The 14811-nt window shown below is 61.4% G+C and carries 16 protein-coding genes, 1 tRNA gene and 1 pseudogene; 8 read left to right on the top strand and 10 right to left on the bottom strand.

Going from position 1 to position 14811, the window contains the following annotated elements:
• Nucleotides 1–293 precede the first annotated feature (293 nt).
• The 6 genes and pseudogenes from AMC88_RS02420 to AMC88_RS02395 form a co-directional block, all read right to left on the bottom strand.
• A complete protein-coding gene (locus AMC88_RS02420) occupies nt 294–1175 on the bottom strand; it encodes an aldo/keto reductase (RefSeq protein WP_004672366.1) in 882 nt (293 codons plus the stop codon).
• Between the two features lie 245 nt (nt 1176–1420).
• Nucleotides 1421–2089, bottom strand: coding sequence for a class I SAM-dependent methyltransferase (locus tag AMC88_RS02415; protein ID WP_064824762.1), 669 nt, complete (start codon nt 2087–2089; stop codon nt 1421–1423).
• 220 nt (nt 2090–2309) lie between these two features.
• Nucleotides 2310–2609 carry a hypothetical protein gene (locus AMC88_RS02410; protein WP_064821264.1) on the bottom strand — a complete coding sequence of 100 codons (300 nt, stop codon included), beginning with the start codon at nt 2607–2609 and terminating at the stop codon, nt 2310–2312.
• Nucleotides 2610–2766: 157 nt separating this feature from the next.
• Nucleotides 2767–3147: pseudogene (locus AMC88_RS02405) on the bottom strand (hypothetical protein); the annotation flags it as partial.
• 191 nt (nt 3148–3338) lie between these two features.
• Nucleotides 3339–3659 (bottom strand): hypothetical protein, encoded by a 321-nt coding sequence (locus AMC88_RS02400; protein WP_012482491.1) that lies wholly within the window; start codon nt 3657–3659, stop codon nt 3339–3341.
• A gap of 221 nt (nt 3660–3880) precedes the next feature.
• Entirely contained in the window at nt 3881–4468 is a 588-nt protein-coding gene (locus AMC88_RS02395) for a hypothetical protein (RefSeq protein ID WP_064824760.1), read from the bottom strand.
• 264 nt (nt 4469–4732) lie between these two features.
• Here AMC88_RS02395 and AMC88_RS02390 point away from each other — a divergent pair, with 264 nt between their 5' ends.
• A complete protein-coding gene (locus AMC88_RS02390; RefSeq protein WP_064824759.1) occupies nt 4733–5158 on the top strand; it encodes a hypothetical protein in 426 nt (141 codons plus the stop codon).
• A 58-nt stretch (nt 5159–5216) separates the two neighbouring features.
• Here AMC88_RS02390 and AMC88_RS02385 read toward each other — a convergent pair whose 3' ends face one another.
• From AMC88_RS02385 to AMC88_RS02370, 4 genes are all read right to left on the bottom strand, one after another.
• Entirely contained in the window at nt 5217–5873 is a 657-nt protein-coding gene (locus tag AMC88_RS02385; protein WP_064825794.1) for a DNA methyltransferase, read from the bottom strand.
• 145 nt (nt 5874–6018) lie between these two features.
• Nucleotides 6019–6095, bottom strand: a tRNA-Arg gene (locus AMC88_RS02380).
• 123 nt (nt 6096–6218) lie between these two features.
• Nucleotides 6219–7739 carry an ATP-binding protein gene (locus AMC88_RS02375; protein ID WP_064824758.1) on the bottom strand — a complete coding sequence of 507 codons (1521 nt, stop codon included), beginning with the start codon at nt 7737–7739 and terminating at the stop codon, nt 6219–6221.
• Between the two features lie 159 nt (nt 7740–7898).
• On the bottom strand, nt 7899–9899 hold the full coding sequence (locus tag AMC88_RS02370; RefSeq protein ID WP_012482462.1) for a methyl-accepting chemotaxis protein: 2001 nt from the start codon (nt 9897–9899) through the stop codon (nt 7899–7901).
• Between the two features lie 418 nt (nt 9900–10317).
• Between AMC88_RS02370 and rpmH the strand changes: the two genes are divergently transcribed.
• From rpmH to AMC88_RS02335, 7 genes are all read left to right on the top strand, one after another.
• Nucleotides 10318–10452, top strand: a complete 135-nt coding sequence (gene rpmH, locus AMC88_RS02365; protein WP_008524438.1) for a 50S ribosomal protein L34 — start codon at nt 10318–10320, stop codon at nt 10450–10452.
• Nucleotides 10453–10473: 21 nt separating this feature from the next.
• The gene (gene rnpA, locus AMC88_RS02360; RefSeq protein ID WP_004673114.1) at nt 10474–10875 is read left to right on the top strand and encodes a ribonuclease P protein component; all 402 of its coding nucleotides are present in this window, start codon (nt 10474–10476) and stop codon (nt 10873–10875) included.
• A complete protein-coding gene (gene yidC, locus AMC88_RS02355; protein WP_041683520.1) occupies nt 10875–12668 on the top strand; it encodes a membrane protein insertase YidC in 1794 nt (597 codons plus the stop codon). The genes rnpA and yidC overlap by 1 nt, the downstream gene beginning before the upstream one ends.
• 141 nt (nt 12669–12809) lie before the next feature.
• Nucleotides 12810–13463, top strand: a complete 654-nt coding sequence (gene yihA, locus AMC88_RS02350) for a ribosome biogenesis GTP-binding protein YihA/YsxC (RefSeq protein ID WP_016734930.1) — start codon at nt 12810–12812, stop codon at nt 13461–13463.
• A gap of 237 nt (nt 13464–13700) precedes the next feature.
• Complete coding sequence (locus tag AMC88_RS02345; RefSeq protein ID WP_016737600.1) at nt 13701–13910, top strand: cold-shock protein; 210 nt, start codon at nt 13701–13703, stop codon at nt 13908–13910.
• A 130-nt stretch (nt 13911–14040) separates the two neighbouring features.
• On the top strand, nt 14041–14265 hold the full coding sequence (locus tag AMC88_RS33945; RefSeq protein WP_012482459.1) for a hypothetical protein: 225 nt from the start codon (nt 14041–14043) through the stop codon (nt 14263–14265).
• 192 nt (nt 14266–14457) lie between these two features.
• Entirely contained in the window at nt 14458–14733 is a 276-nt protein-coding gene (locus AMC88_RS02335) for a hypothetical protein (protein WP_010017635.1), read from the top strand.
• The last annotated feature ends 78 nt before the right edge of the window (nt 14734–14811 follow it).

The following is a 14811-nucleotide window of genomic DNA, read 5'->3' as shown; positions in this document are numbered from 1 at the left end:
ACAGCCGCCGCCTCATTTTGCGGCATCTTTGACCGGATGGTCAAATTCTGCTGAAAAATAAGGCCGCGCTGATCGCCGATGGCTAGCCCCTCATCCGGCTGCCGCCACCACCGGGGTCGAGCCACTGGTCTCGACCCGTCCTTCGGACCCCGCTCGCGGGGAGAAGGGGACACGGCGCGATCTTTCCGTCCCCTGCCAACGTCCCGCATGGCACGACCCTTCGCCCCGTTTTACGGGGAGAGGGTTAGGGTGAGGGCAAGCCAAGCGCACTCTCATCGGCTGCCGTCGCCCCCTTAAGCCGCCTTGAACAGCTTCCGGCCTTCGGCATCCAGCGCCGAGAACTCATCATCCGACAGCGCGATGTCGACGGCCGCGACGTTTTCTTCCAGGTGCTTGACCTTGGAGGTGCCGGGGATCGGCAGCATCACCGGGCTGCGCTTCAGCACCCAGGCGAGCGCGATCTGGCTGGGGGCGGCATTGTGCTTTTTGGCGATCGTGTCGAGCAGCGAGCCTGATTTGGCGAGGTCGCCGGCGGCGAGCGGGTACCAGGGGATGAAGCCGATATTGTGCTTGGCGCAATAATCGAGCACGTCCTCGCTGGTGCGATCGACGAGATTATAGCGGTTCTGGACGGTGGCGACCTTGAAGTGCTTCGAGGCCGCCTCGATCTCGGCGACGGAGACTTCGCTCAAGCCAGCATGACGGATGAGACCAGCATCGAGCAGCGACTTGATCGCATCGAACTGTTCCCTGGCCGGCACTTTGGCATCGATGCGGTGCAACTGCCAGAGATCGATCTGCTCGACCCCGAGATTGCGCAGGCTCTTATGCGCCTGCTGGATCAGATATTCCGGACGGCCGACCGGCAGCCAGATGTCGGGTCCGTGGCGGGTCAGGCCGCCCTTGGTGGCAACCACGGACTTGCCGCCATAGGGATGCAGCGCCTCCTTGATCAGCCATTCGGAAACGTCGGGGCCGTAGGAATCGGCCGTATCGATGAAGTTGACGCCGAGCTCCGGCAGGCGCTTCAGTGTGCGGATGGATTCGGCGTGATCTTCGGGCTCGCCCCAGATGCCCTTGCCGGTGACGCGCATGGCGCCGAAACCGAGACGATTGACCTCGATCTCGCCGCCGATCCTGAAAGTGCCTGACTTGGCTGCGTTGTGACTGGCCATGATCTTTCCTCTCTTGGTCAATGGAATGGTTGAACGTCAGCTGGAAGGCCGAAAGCCGCCTGGATCCAGTCGCCGCAAACGCGCATGTCTGCCCTCCCTGGCGAGGCCGATGGTAACGAGCTGGCCGAGCAGCAGCGGCAAGCGGCCGCTGGGACGCTTGAGATATAGGACGGCGCCACGGAGATAACAGGGATGGCGCCGGAGCGGCGATAGGAATGCCGGCGGCGCTTGCGTTCGCCTGCTGGTCAGCCGCCTGTTTCGCCGGAAAAGGCGGCGACGTCGATGTCGGCGTCGCTGTCCCGGTATCGCAGGCGCTCGCGCGAGAGTTCGAGCGGCTTGCGGCGGGAAATGCGGTAGACGGAGGCAGGCGGCAGGTTGCGCACCGTGCCGCCGATGCGCACAGCCTTGAGGCCGAGGCGGTCGAGGATCGGCCGCGGCACCGGGCAGCGCGGGCCATAGGTGAACTGATAGACCGCCCCGCCCGGCCGCATATAGGTGAAGACGCCGGCAAGGATCGAGGCGATTTTGCGCGGCGACATGGACAGAAGCGGCAGGCCGCTGATGACGGCGCCGACCGGTTCGTCGTCGAAAATATCGGCCTGGGCAAGGTGGGCGGCATCCATCTGCAATACACGCGCCGCCGGGAACCGCGCTTGCAGCGCGTCAATAAACTCAGGCCCATATTCGATCAGGGTGAGATCGGCCTCGCTGACGCCGCGGGCGAGCAGCGCCCGGGTGAACACGCCGGTGCCCGGGCCGAGCTCGATGATCGGCCCATCCAGTGCGGCAATTTCGCTGGTCATGATTCTGGCCAGGGAATCACCCGACGGCGCGATCGCCGCCACCCGAAGCGGGTTGCTGATCCAGGAGCGGAAAAAATGCAGGAAATCGGAGCGTGCAGCCTTTGCGGTCATGACTGTTCCACCTGTCTGAAATTCAATTGAGTATCAATGCGACCATCGCGGCCAGCATGGCAATTCCAAGGCAGGGACGTCAATCGCCTGTGTATGTCGGCGTTTGCGACGATTTTTCCATCGGCGTCCGGCCTGTTTCCGCATCCGTGGCTATCTCCGGCCAGCGTCCTCATAGAAAAGGGGCGGCCCGGAAGCCGCCCCTTTTCCCGATCGCAGGGCCTCAATAGTTGCAGCCGGAGCTGCTTGTCGGGTTGAAGCCGAGCTTGCAATCCATGTTCAGCGGCTTCTTCGGGTTCATCATGTAAGGTGAAGCCATTGTGTCGGGGCGGCGCTCGCCGATCGAACCGGTGGTGCGCCTGTCGTGCTGCACCTGGGATTCTTGCTGGGCAACCGGCTGCTTGACCGCGCCCTGCTGTGTCGCACTCGACTGGAGGGGAGCCGCTTCGGCCGAGAACGAGGAAAGGCCGAGCATCGCGCCGATGGCCACGGCCGCCAGGCCGCTCTTGAACGTCGTGATCATGATCGTCTCCTTGGGAGGATTTCGGGGAATTTACGCCGAGGAGTTAGGAAGCGGATCTGTCACATACTACGGCACTGCAACAAGGGTCACGAATATGTGAGCGGGCGCCCTGATCGAGAAAGAGGCGGCTCGTCGCCGCCTCTTTCCTTTGCCGGCAATAGCCGTTATCGCAGGGCATGCTGCCGGAACCGATCGATCCAGAAAACGTAGGGTTGCACATTGGCGGAGCCGCCGGCCTGTTCACGGGCTGGCGGATGATCGAGCCGGTCGTGCCGGGTTCGACGCCGAAAGCGGCCAGCGGATACCAATAGCCATCGGAATGGCGGCGGGTGCCGGGACGTTCCGTGGCAAAGCCCCGATAGCCGTGCCAGGTGCCGGCATGTGCCTTATATTGCACCGTTTTCGCATCTGAAAGGCTTGGCGAGACGATGGGCGGCCGAAGTGTCGGAATGGGTGCGGCCGCAGCCGGAGCGATCGCCGCGAGGGCGACAAGGGTGCCGAGGGCGGCGGTCAAAGGGGCAAGGCTGACTCTCTTCATGATAAACCCTCCTTCGTGGATTTACCCTGCGAAAATGCCTTTGTGACGGGTGGGGTTCCGCGATCACGCGCGGCTTCCGAAACTCGTGATTGCAGCCGATCCGGCGTGACCTTATCGCAAAAAATTGTGAAAAGACGCAATCAGGCGAAGGGCGCCGGCGGGGCCGGCCAGGAATTATGAATTCTCTGTTCTCAATTCGCGTATAATGTGCGGTAGCCCTGGCCGGAGAGGCAGGCGACATATTGGCGATGGGCGGCGGCGCGAGCAATCGTTTCCGCTTCCAGCGCATCGGCCTGCGCATATCCGGTCAGCTGGGCGCGCAGCTCGTACTGGCGCTTCGCCTCGTCATACATGGCATTGCCGTCGGTCATGCACAGGCTGTGTGCAACGGCCGGCGGATTGACCGGCACGCCGACGGCCAGCAGCACCGGCTCGTTGGCATGGTCGATGCAGCCGACAAGAGCCGCCATCAAGGCCACGGCGCCGACAGCCCGAAAAATTCCCATCGCCATGCATTCCTCCGGCGAAAGCGCGTCAAACATCATCACGCTGGCGGATACACCCGCAAGGTTGCGCGAAACTAGGCATGCCGGCAGCAGGCACCTGCTCTGCTGGCTTCTGATCCGATCTTGCGGGCTCATGAGGAATTCCCCACCAGAATCTATATAGCACTGCGGATTCCCGAAATTGGTTGCGGCATTGAAATCATTGCCTCTTCCCTCGCCCCGAGCGCTCACGAGGCGCGGCGAATTTCGGGATCCCGAAGCGGGGGAATTTCGGGATCCCGAAGTGGCGTTTTTTTCTTCCTGCCGACCCGCCCGCGTTTGTCGGCGGCAAGCTTGCGGTCAATCTCCGACCACTTCCGGCACCTCTCCGCCGTGCAGCGCCGCCAATCGTTCGTGGGCGGTGCGCCTTCATGGTCACCGACAAAGGTCAGCGTGAAGAGGTTCGGATGCGCGACACCGCTGCCCGCCCGGCCGCGGCGAACCTTGATGAGGCCCTTATAGGCCAGTTCGTCGAGGGCATCGGCGACATATTCGCCGGTGACGCCGTAAGAGACGAACTGCGGATGGGTGACGACAAGCCGGCCATTTGCCAGGGCGGCGTGGGCGGTGTGCTCGATGATGATGCGGAAGAAGGCGCGGCCGGCATTCGCGCTCAGCGACGTGAACGCCGGCGATTCCAGCAACTCGACCGTCAACCATTGCCAGCGGAGGCTGCCGTCATCGCCTCCGCTCGGCGGCGCAGTATGTTTGCGCACGAGCGACCGCGTTTTGCCGGCGCTGGTGCGGCTCTTGTCACGAGGGTTGAATTCCGCCATCAGACCCTCACCTTGGCTGCCAGCCCGTCCCTGCGAGAGAGGACCGAAGAACTCGTTTTCTCACGCCTGCGGAGGGAACGACCGGTCCAGGCGGCGACATTGCTACTCGTTACAATATTCTTCGACATTCAACATTCCATGGTTGCAACGGCGCGCAATCTAGCGTAAGAACGTTTCATGAACTAGGAAAATAATCTTAGCTCGTTTTGATGTCACCTGATCCGGTCAGGCGGTGACGGTAATTGCACACGGTTGGAGGCCAGGATGCGAACGTTCGGCATGAGGAAGAAGGGCGCGATGATCTATGGCCAGCGGTTGCTGGCACTGGTTTCGATCTTGCTGGGAAGCGCCGCCCAGACTTTCGCCTGCGATCAGCCGGTCGTGATTTCCAACTGGTCGTTCTGTGCGACCGGCAATGTCAGCGCTGAGGGCGGCGCCGCTGATTGGAAAGTCGTTCCTGCATGGACTCGCGAGAAAGCCATAAGCGCGTATTTCGGAAACGATCCACGGCTTCTGGCAAACCACGGACTTTGCAACGCCAAATTCCATCGGGTCGTCCTCTGCCAGCCGGCATGGCAAACGGGCAATCCGGATGAGTGCTCATATTTGGTTTGCAGCGGCTATTACTCATCTTTGTTCGGGAAGGAAGAAAGGGAAGCCTATGAAAGAGACTTCCCGGCCGAGCAATAGTTTTTCGCTTCGCTGCCTTGGGGCAGAGGATGGAGCGAGCGTCGCGGCAAACTCAATTTCACGCGCCTGTATTCCTGAACACGAGGCACTGGGTGAATGGGTTGCCGTTTTCCACTGCGTCAGACCAATTCACCATGATTTCCCCTTCAAGCGTCATAACCTCTGACAAAGCTCTTCCCAGATCCCAGACGAGGGGAGAGAATTGTTCGCTGGTCAGATTGTCGGCCTGAACGACAAGATAGGCGTCTGTCTTCATGCGTTTGCAGATCCGGCCGTATATTTCCTGCATTCGTTTCAAGTAGACATCATAGCCGTCATAATCGGGATCGCCGTTATAGAGCGGGTTCCATTTGTGCCAATGGGGCATGTATGGCGGCGATGTGATGCAGAAATCCATCTCGGGAAGGTCGAAGGCTGTCAGCTCTGCGCTATCGCCGCAGATAAGATGATGCTTTGCCGTGATACGTTCCCTGACCCATTCATATCGCTGCCGGTCGGCTTCTATCCCATAAGGGAGCCTGCCCCTCTGCTCGCAGACGAAGAACGTCGTTCCCAAGCCGACAAAGGGATCGAAGACGACGTCTCCCGGTTTTGTAAACCGATCAAGCAATGCCGACACCAAAGCGCCGGGGAACCTGATTTCATCGCCGTTCTGAAAGTCCGGCAAGGGAAATTGATGTCGGTTGGAGACCGTCAATAAGTCTGAAATAGCCACGGCAAGCTCCCTCCGCCCACTTCTGTCACCGGGCACAGCTCCTTCGCCTGGACCGGAAGAACTCCCGGCCGCGACCCGGCGCAGAGCACGTCAGATGACTTTACCGTTCGGAGCCATGCGGAATTTCAGATGATGAAAAAGGAAATGGCGCACCCGAAGAGATTCGAACTCCTGACCCCCAGATTCGTAGTCTGGTGCTCTATCCAGCTGAGCTACGGGTGCGTGGCAGAAGCGGCGGTGCCGCTTGCGTGGGCGATCCTCTAAAGGGTCCTTTCGGACAATGCAAGAGCATTTCTGAAAAAATCGCGTCTTTGCCGGTTTGCAGTCACGGCCGGTGAAAATCCGTCAGTTCTCGCTGTGCGTCCGGTTGCGGTAATCGTCCAGCGAGACCGGGCGATCGGGAATTTCGATGCGGAACTGGGTGCCGACCGTCGGCTTTTCCACAAGCGCGATGGTGCCGCCATGGGCAAGCACCAGCTCGCGGGCGATGGTGAGACCGAGGCCGGTGCCGCCGGAGCGGGCCGAACCGCGGAAAGCGGCAAACAGGTTCTGCCGCGCCTTCAGCGGCATGCCGGGGCCGGTATCGTCCACCGTGATGCTGACGACGCTGCCGACGCGCTGGGCGGAGACAGTGATGCGCCTGACAGCGCCCGGGCCGCCCTCGCCCGGCGCGGTCAGCGCCTGCAGCGCGTTGCGCGTCAAGTTATGAATGACCCGGAAGAGCTGTTCACCATCGGCATCGACCTCGAGATCGGCAGCGAACTGCTCGATGAACTCGATGCCGCTTTGCGGGTCGATCGCCAGCATGTCCCTGACGTCCTGGGTCAGCTCCAGCAGCCGGACATGGCGGCGGCGCGGGGCGGATTCGCTCGCCTTGCCGTAGGACAGCACCTCGGTCGTATAGCCGACCGCCCGGTCGATGGTGCGCAACAGCTTCGGCGCGAAGCTCTTGACCATCGGATCATCGACATCGACCAGCCGGTCCGACATCAGCTGCGCGGAAGCCAGGATATTGCGCATGTCGTGATTGATCTTGGACACGGCCAGGCCGAGGGCCGCCAGGTTCTTCTGCTGCTTCAGCGTCTTCTGCAGCTCCATCTGCATCGAGGTGAGATTGCGGCCGGCAACCGCCAGCTCGTCGCGGCCGCCGTCGCCGATATAGACATGGGCCGGATTTTCAGGATCGGAGGAGAATTGCTGCATGCTGCCGGTCAGCCGGCGAATCGGCCCGATGAGGAGGCGATTGATCGCAAAGAAGATCAGCGTCGCCGTGAACAGCGAGATCAGCACCGACAGCAGCAGGACATTGCGGGAATAGGCGAACATCGCCGTGCGCAGCGGCCGGTCCTTCATCACCACCTCGACGCCGACCTTGGTGTCGCCGACCGGGCCATAGACGCGGATCATCCTGCCGCCGCCGAAGATCAGCGTGTCTAGGGCGTCGCGGATCGCCGTCGCCGGCGGCACATCAGTCAGATCGTAAGATTCGTCGACTGAAGTCGGCATGTCTGTTGTCGCCAGCAGCCGCGAGGTGCCATCCTTGCGCAGCACGATCGCCTTGGTGCCGGTCGCCTCCAGCGTCTCCTTCTGCAGCGCGCGCGGCAGCTCGATCGGCTGCAGCCCATCGATGACGATGGCGGCGGCGGCGGCGGTGTTCAGCCTCTCCTGCAGCCAGCGCAGCCGCATGCTGGCGACCGAGGGAAAGAAGATCAGGATTTCGGCGAGCATGATAAAGACGACGGTGAGCCAGAGCAGCTTGCCGGACAATCCGCCGAACATGCCGGCAGACGGGCACCGCCCCTTGGCGGCCTCGCCGGCCGCCGGGATTTCTGTCGAAGGATCGTTGCCCTGGTTTCGAACCGGCATCTGCGTCTCGCCCGATCGGCGGCACGCAGCCGCCCTCACCGTTGGTGCTCTATATTAGACCAACAGGCTCCGCTTTCAAATCTTTGCGATCAGCGTCACGTCGTCACAAAGAAAACGCCGCCCGCAGGCGGCGCTCGAAGGTGCGTGAAGGGTCGGAGATCAGAACTCTTCCCAGCTCTGTTCGGCCGCGGCCGTATTGCCGCCGCCGAAGGCGCGGGCGACCTTGGCGATCGCCCGGCGGGCGGGCGAGGCGACCGGCTGGCGGTGCGGCTCGTTGCGAACGAGCGCCACGGGTGCCGGCCCATCCGACAGCTTGAAGCGGGCGATGAGGTGCACCAGCCCGTTGGCTTCGGCCGACAGCCTGTGGGTGGCAGCGGAGGTTTCCTCCACCATCGCGGCGTTCTGCTGCGTCACCTGATCCATCTGATTGACGGCGGTGTTGACCTCCTTGAGGCCGGTCGACTGCTCGACCGCGGCGGTGGCGATCGAATGGATGTGATCGTTGATGGCGATGACGCGGGTGCCGATTTCCGAAAGCGCCTCGCCGGTTGCCTGGACGAGCTTGACGCCGACCTGCACTTCGTCGCCCGACTTGGTGATCAGCGCCTTGATGTCCTTGGCGGCCGTTGCCGAGCGCTGGGCAAGTTCGCGCACTTCCTGGGCGACCACGGCAAAGCCCTTGCCGGCCTCACCGGCGCGGGCCGCTTCGACACCGGCATTCAGCGCCAGAAGATTGGTCTGGAAGGCGATTTCGTCGATGACATTGATGATCTGGCTGATCTCGCGCGAGGCCTGTTCGATGCGGCCCATCGCCTCGACGGCATTGCGCACGACGACGCCGGAGCGGCCGGCATTTTCCTTGGCTTCCGACACCATGACGGTGGCTTCATGCGCCCGCTCGGTGGAGTTCTGGACGACCGCGGTGATCTGATCGAGCGCGGCGGAGGTCTGCTCGAGAGCGGCGGCCTGCTGCTCGGTGCGCTTCGACAGGTCGTCGCTGGCATTGCGCAGCTCGGCGGTGTTGCCGTTCATCGCTTCCGTCGTCTCGCGCACTTCGCGCATCGTCGCCTGCAGCGTCACGAAGCTGTTGTTGACATTCTGCTGCAGCTCGGCGAAGGCGCCCTGGAAGTTGCCGTTCATCGTCTGGGTGAGGTCGCCTTCGGCAAGGCTTGCGATGACGCGGCGCGTCTCGCCGATGCCGGCATCGACGCTCGACAGCAGCGTGTTGATGTTGCCGGCGAACTGGTTGAGGTTCTCGTCCTGATAATCCTTGTCGATGCGGTGGCTGAAATCGCCGGCCGCAGCCGCGGCGACGACGACCGACATGCTCGACTGCAGATCATCGCTCTTGGCGCGCATCGCCGCTTCCTGGGCGTTCAGGCGCTTGACGGCAAGGCCGTTCTCCTTGAAGACCGCGACCGCGGCGGCCATCTCGCCGATTTCGTCCTTGCGGCCGGCAAACGGAACCTCGGCCTCGAAATTGCCGTCGGCGACCTCCTTGATCGCATGGGTGACGCGCTTGATCGGGCGGCTGAGATGGCTGGTGCCGATATAAAAGCCCATGCCGATGCCGACAGCGATGCCGATGCCGGTGATGCCGAGGACAAGCATCAGCACCCAGGAACGGAAGCTCTCGATCTCATCATTGACGGCCTGAAGCGCTGCCTTGTCGGTGGCGACAACCGCATCGATCTCGGCCTGGAATGCCTTGCGGTTGGCGCGGTTGGCGTCATTGTTGCCTTGGGCGCTGGCGGCCTCGGGGCCGACCTCGGTGCCGAGGCGGGCCGTTTCCGTGCGGAAGGTGCGGAATTCGGCGGCGCGCGCGACGAGCTTGGCAAAATTGTCCTTTTCGGCCTCGGGCACCAGCGGTGCCCAGCCGGCGATCACCTTGTCGATTTCGTCGAGGCCGGCCATCAGGCCCTTGGCGAAGTTCGGCGTATCCTTGATCGACTTGGCCGCGTAAATACCGCGGGATTCCATGACGACGGCGGTGACGAAACGGTTGAGGCGTTCACCGGCATAGGCGCGGGCGGCGGCATGCTCGTAAGCCGTGAGATTGCGGCCGTATTCAGCCATGGCGGACAATGCCGTTGCGCCGATCAGAAGCGCCACCGCGCCCATCACGCAAACCAGCAGATTAATTTTCCCACGGATCTTCAATGCAATGCCTCCTAGCTACGCCACTGCCTGGAAAGCAAATTCCAGCCGATGCGCTGACTATCGGCGAAATTGATTAAAGTTAGATTTCCAATATTTACGATTAAGAGAACAAAACATTGCCGACCCGGCCCTTCCCAACGGCTTCAAGCCATTGAAATTTCTGGCGATTGAGCTGATCCAGCGTCGAAGTACAACTTCTCGGCGCGAGCCGTCTTTATTAACACCACAATGCGAAAACCGCAGCCGGCGGCGACCGCGCCAGTGAAATTCTCTGGTATAATTGACTTTGCCGGGCTTCATCCGTATAAGCCGCCGCACGTCCGGTCATTCAGGCCTTTCATGGCCCGCCCGTTCGAAAAACAACGCTCCTTGCATCATGCAAATTCAAGAAGGGCCGCACTCCGCGGTGTTTAAATAAATGAAGCGTACCTACCAACCATCCAAGCTTGTTCGCAAGCGTCGCCACGGCTTCCGTGCGCGCATGTCCACGAAGGGTGGCCGCAAGGTCATCGCTGCCCGCCGCGCGCAGGGCCGCAAGCGTCTTTCGGCTTAAGGCCGGGTTGCCCGGTAAGAGATGGCGGGCGAATTGACGACCAGTGAGAAGAAATATGCTGTCGGGCGGCTGAAGAGCCGCCCGCAGTTTCTTGCCGTGCGCGAGGGCGAAAAACGCCGCGGCGGTCTCTTCCTGCTCGAAGTCCTCGACCGGAAGGAACCCGACAGCCAAGCCCGCGTCGGTTTTACAGTCACCAAAAAACATGGCAACGCGGTCGAACGGAACCGCATGCGCCGCCGCCTGAAAGAGGCGGTGCGGCTTCATGCGGGATTTGCAATGCAGCCCGGACACGACTATGTGGTTGTCGCGCGCAGGGACGTGCTTGATGCGTCCTTCCAGGAATTGGCCGCGGAGCTGAAGCTTCGCGTGGAAACCAGGCCGAAACACCGGCGCTCCGGAGACGGACGCCCCAGGAACGTATGATGGAAAACAACCGCAATTATTTCATTGCGATCGCTCTCTCGGTGCTGATCGTCCTCGGCTGGCAGTTTCTCTATATGAATCCGCGCATCGAGGCCCAGCGCAAGGCGCAGGAAGCCCAGAAGGCGCAGCAGCAGACCGAGCAGGTCCAGCAGCCTGCCGCCGGCGGCGCGACGCCGGCCCCGGCGAGCGGTACGGCACCTTCCGGCCAGGCCGTCGCAACGGCGACGCTCGAGCAGGCGCTCGCAAAGACCCCGCGCGTTGCCATCGACACCCCCGCCCTTTCCGGCTCGATCAACCTTGCCGGCGCCCGTCTCGACGACCTGAAGCTCAAGGGCTATCACGAGACGGTCGACGACTCGAGCCCGATCATCACCCTGTTCAGCCCGGCAGAGACCAAGGACGGCTACTTCACCGAGCTCGGCTATATCGGCAGCGACGCCACGGGCAGCGTTCCCGGCGCCTCGACGCTGTGGACGGCGCCGGAAGGCGCCAAGCTCACCGAGAAGACGCCGGTGACGCTCAGCTATACCAACGACAAGGGCCTGACCTTTACCCGCACGATTTCCGTCGACGAACGCTACATGTTCACGATCGCCGACAAGGTCGCAAACACCGGCCAGGCGCCGGTCTCGCTCTCCTCCTACGGCCGCGTGACACGGTACAACAAGCCGACGACGCCATCGGCCTACGTCCTGCATGAAGGTTTCATCGGCGTCATCGGCGATGACGGCCTGATCGAAAGCAAGTATACCGCTGTCGAGAAGGAAGCCGTGATGCCGGCAAAATCCACCGGCGGCTGGCTCGGCATCACCGACAAATACTGGGCTGCGACGATCGTTCCGCCGCAGGCGTCAGCCTATGAGGCGCGTTTCTCGCATTTTTCCGACGGTCAGCCGCGTTATCAGGCCGACTACAAGGACGATGCCTTCACCGTTGCACCCGGCCAGTCGGTCGAGCTCAAGAACCTGGTCTTCGCCGGCGCCAAGGAAGTGCCCGTCATCGACGGTTATGAGGCCAGCTATTCGATCCCGAGGTTCGACCGCCTGATCGACTGGGGCTGGTTCTATTTCATCACCAAGCCGATGTTCAAGCTGATGGATTTCTTCTTCCGCTTCTTCGGCAATTTCGGTGTCGCGATCCTGTGCACCACCATCGTCGTCAAGGCATTGTTCTTCCCGCTCGCCAGCAAGCAATATGCGTCGATGGCAAACATGAAGCGCATGCAGCCGAAGATGGAAGAGCTGAAGGCGAAATTCGGCGACGACCGCATGGGCCTGCAGCAGGCGACGATGCAGCTCTACAAGGAAGAGAAGATCAATCCGATCGCCGGCTGCTGGCCGGTGGCGCTGCAGATCCCGATCTTCTTCTCGCTCTACAAGGTGATCTACATCACCATCGAAATGCGCCACGCGCCGTTCTTCGGCTGGATCCAGGACCTTTCGGCGCCGGATCCGACGACGATCGTCAACCTGTTCGGCCTGCTGCCATTCACGGCGCCGACATTCCTGCATCTCGGCGTCTGGCCGCTGATCATGGGCGTCACCATGTTCCTGCAGATGCGCATGAACCCGACGCCGCCCGATCCGACGCAGGCGATGATCTTCAACTGGATGCCGCTGGTGTTCATGTTCATGCTGGCAAGCTTCCCGGCCGGCCTCGTCATCTACTGGGCCTGGAACAACACGCTCTCGGTGATCCAGCAGTCGGTGATCATGAAGCGCCATGGCGTCAAGATCGAGCTCTTCGACAATCTCAAGGGCCTGTTCCGGCGAAAAACGGCGCCATCGAAATGATGCTCTCAAGCCCCGCTCCGGCGGGGCTTTTCATTTCCGGCCCGCCCGCGGCGCGCGGCGCGGACCGCCTGAAAGCTTGACATCCGCCCGTAAAACCACGAAGCCGACAGAAGACCGAACCCTAGGATTGCCGAGCCCCGCATGCCCGAAACCGAAAAGCCGCTCTTCGGCCACCCCTGGATCTTCATCCGCGGCGTCCCGTCGCTCACTTTCCTGCCGCCGGAGGGGCCGTCGGAGGTGGCCTTTGCCGGCCGCTCGAATGTCGGCAAATCGTCGCTGATCAATGCACTGGTCGGCCAGAAGGGCCTGGCGCGCACCTCGAACACGCCGGGGCGCACACAGGAGCTCAATTATTTCGTTCCGGACGGCTATTCCGGCGAAGGCGGCGACCTGCCGCCGATGGCAATCGTCGACATGCCGGGTTACGGCTACGCGCAGGCGCCGAAGGAGCAGGTCGACAAGTGGACCAAACTTGTCTTCGATTATCTGCGCGGCCGCGCGACGCTGAAGCGCGTCTACGTGCTGATCGACAGCCGCCACGGCATCAAGAAGAATGACGAGGACGTGCTCACCCTGCTCGACAAGGCCGCCGTCTCCTATCAGCTGGTGCTGACCAAGACCGACAAGATCAAGGCGCCGGCCGTGCCGAAGCTGCTGGCCGAGACGGCGGACAAGATCCGCAAGCGGCCGGCCGCCTATCCCGCCGTGCTCTCCACCTCGTCCGAAAAGGGGGACGGACTCGATGATCTGCGCCAGGCGATCGCGCAAACCGTCGGCATCGCAAACTGGAAATAACCCCGTATTGTACTCACCGAAACAGCTAAAAGTTTATTCCCCGGCGAAACAGAAAAACTAAAGGTTGACTCGCCGGGATAGGTAACCTATATGATGCCTATCGAATTTTGCTTGCTGGCTTGGTTATCGCGCGATTAGCACCGCGGCCTGAACGAACTTTCTTCCAAAAATCGTCACCACCGTCCGCATCGCTTTAACCGCTTGCGGTTTCTCAATATTGCTATGAAAGGGTTCATCATGACCACTGGCACAGTTAAATGGTTCAACTCCACCAAGGGCTTCGGCTTCATTCAGCCCGACAATGGCGGTGCTGACGCCTTCGTTCATATCTCCGCCGTCGAGCGTGCCGGAATGCGCGAACTCGTCGAGGGCCAAAAGATCGGCTTCGATCTCGAGCGAGACCACAAGTCGGGCAAAATGTCCGCTTGCAATCTCCAGAAGGCTTAAATCGGAATCTGCTTCCCTTTGACCACGGATATACTGGCACTGCCGGAAGCACCGATTTATTCAAGGCCGGGCAATCTGCCTGGCCTTTTTGTTTTCGCTCGCGGTCGAGCCCTTCAATATCGGAGAAGAAATGGCAGAAACATACAGCAAATCGCGCCAGCGGGCGGAGATCGCCTTCGGCAACATCAGTCCCAGTTTTTTCGCAAAGAATAAGGCGATGGAAGAGCTGGAATCGCACGCCCAGTCGCAGCAGGCAAAGACGCTGCGGTTGCGTGAAGCACGGCTTGCGAAGCAACGCGACGATCGCGCCTCAGCAATGTCTGCTCTCCTTGCGAAACGCGCCAAAGCCTGCTGATCACCGACAAAAGATCGGCCGCCAGGCAGGTTGCCCGGAGACAGGCCGGGCTGCGCCGAATAGATCTCGCGCACGCACCGCACCGCTCGCCCTACCGACGCAACTTTCAAGAGGAAGTATTCGCGGGTTCAAGAGGCGGCAACAGGACGGGCAGAGCCGTGCTGACAGTTCACTCATAGCAAAGGACCCGCAATGGCAGAGGATACGAAGGAACTTCAGTCGATCAATACAGCATGGCAAATCGCCATCCAGGAGATTTTGCGCATGGTCATCCGAGACATGTATCGTGGCGGCGGCGAGGCGTCGTTCAAGTCCCATATCAAGCGCATAGAAGAAGCAGCAGTGGACAGTATCTATACGGATTTGCGGCTGCGCGGGACGGATGAGTGGACGGAAGTTCTGGTCAAAGAAAGGGCCAGCAATTTTGTCACCACGCTGCTGACCTCGTTCACTTATGACCGCGCGTAAGCTCGCGACTGACCCAGACGCATGACCTTGCGGCCAACAGTGCCTGCCGGCCAGTGACGTCGATCGTCGCTTTCACGG

Origin of the sequence: Rhizobium phaseoli, from assembly GCF_001664385.1 — a bacterium.
Classification (GTDB): domain Bacteria; phylum Pseudomonadota; class Alphaproteobacteria; order Rhizobiales; family Rhizobiaceae; genus Rhizobium; species Rhizobium phaseoli.
The sequence above is the reverse complement of the archived record's forward strand: the minus strand, read 5'-3'. Positions and strand labels throughout refer to the sequence as shown.

Excerpts from the sequence above, each read along its gene's own strand:
- AMC88_RS02345 (WP_016737600.1), top strand. The coding sequence starts at position 13,701 with ATGACCACTGGCACAGTTAAATGGTTCAACTCCACCAAGGGCTTCGGC.
- AMC88_RS02395 (WP_064824760.1), bottom strand. The coding sequence starts at position 4,468 with ATGGCGGAATTCAACCCTCGTGACAAGAGCCGCACCAGCGCCGGCAAA.
- rpmH (WP_008524438.1), top strand. The coding sequence starts at position 10,318 with ATGAAGCGTACCTACCAACCATCCAAGCTTGTTCGCAAGCGTCGCCAC.
- AMC88_RS02375 (WP_064824758.1), bottom strand. The coding sequence starts at position 7,739 with ATGCCGGTTCGAAACCAGGGCAACGATCCTTCGACAGAAATCCCGGCG.
- AMC88_RS02400 (WP_012482491.1), bottom strand. The coding sequence starts at position 3,659 with ATGGCGATGGGAATTTTTCGGGCTGTCGGCGCCGTGGCCTTGATGGCG.
- yihA (WP_016734930.1), top strand. The coding sequence starts at position 12,810 with ATGCCCGAAACCGAAAAGCCGCTCTTCGGCCACCCCTGGATCTTCATC.
- AMC88_RS02420 (WP_004672366.1), bottom strand. The coding sequence starts at position 1,175 with ATGGCCAGTCACAACGCAGCCAAGTCAGGCACTTTCAGGATCGGCGGC.
- AMC88_RS33945 (WP_012482459.1), top strand. The coding sequence starts at position 14,041 with ATGGCAGAAACATACAGCAAATCGCGCCAGCGGGCGGAGATCGCCTTC.
- AMC88_RS02415 (WP_064824762.1), bottom strand. The coding sequence starts at position 2,089 with ATGACCGCAAAGGCTGCACGCTCCGATTTCCTGCATTTTTTCCGCTCC.
- rnpA (WP_004673114.1), top strand. The coding sequence starts at position 10,474 with ATGGCGGGCGAATTGACGACCAGTGAGAAGAAATATGCTGTCGGGCGG.
- AMC88_RS02390 (WP_064824759.1), top strand. The coding sequence starts at position 4,733 with ATGCGAACGTTCGGCATGAGGAAGAAGGGCGCGATGATCTATGGCCAG.
- AMC88_RS02410 (WP_064821264.1), bottom strand. The coding sequence starts at position 2,609 with ATGATCACGACGTTCAAGAGCGGCCTGGCGGCCGTGGCCATCGGCGCG.
- yidC (WP_041683520.1), top strand. The coding sequence starts at position 10,875 with ATGGAAAACAACCGCAATTATTTCATTGCGATCGCTCTCTCGGTGCTG.
- AMC88_RS02335 (WP_010017635.1), top strand. The coding sequence starts at position 14,458 with ATGGCAGAGGATACGAAGGAACTTCAGTCGATCAATACAGCATGGCAA.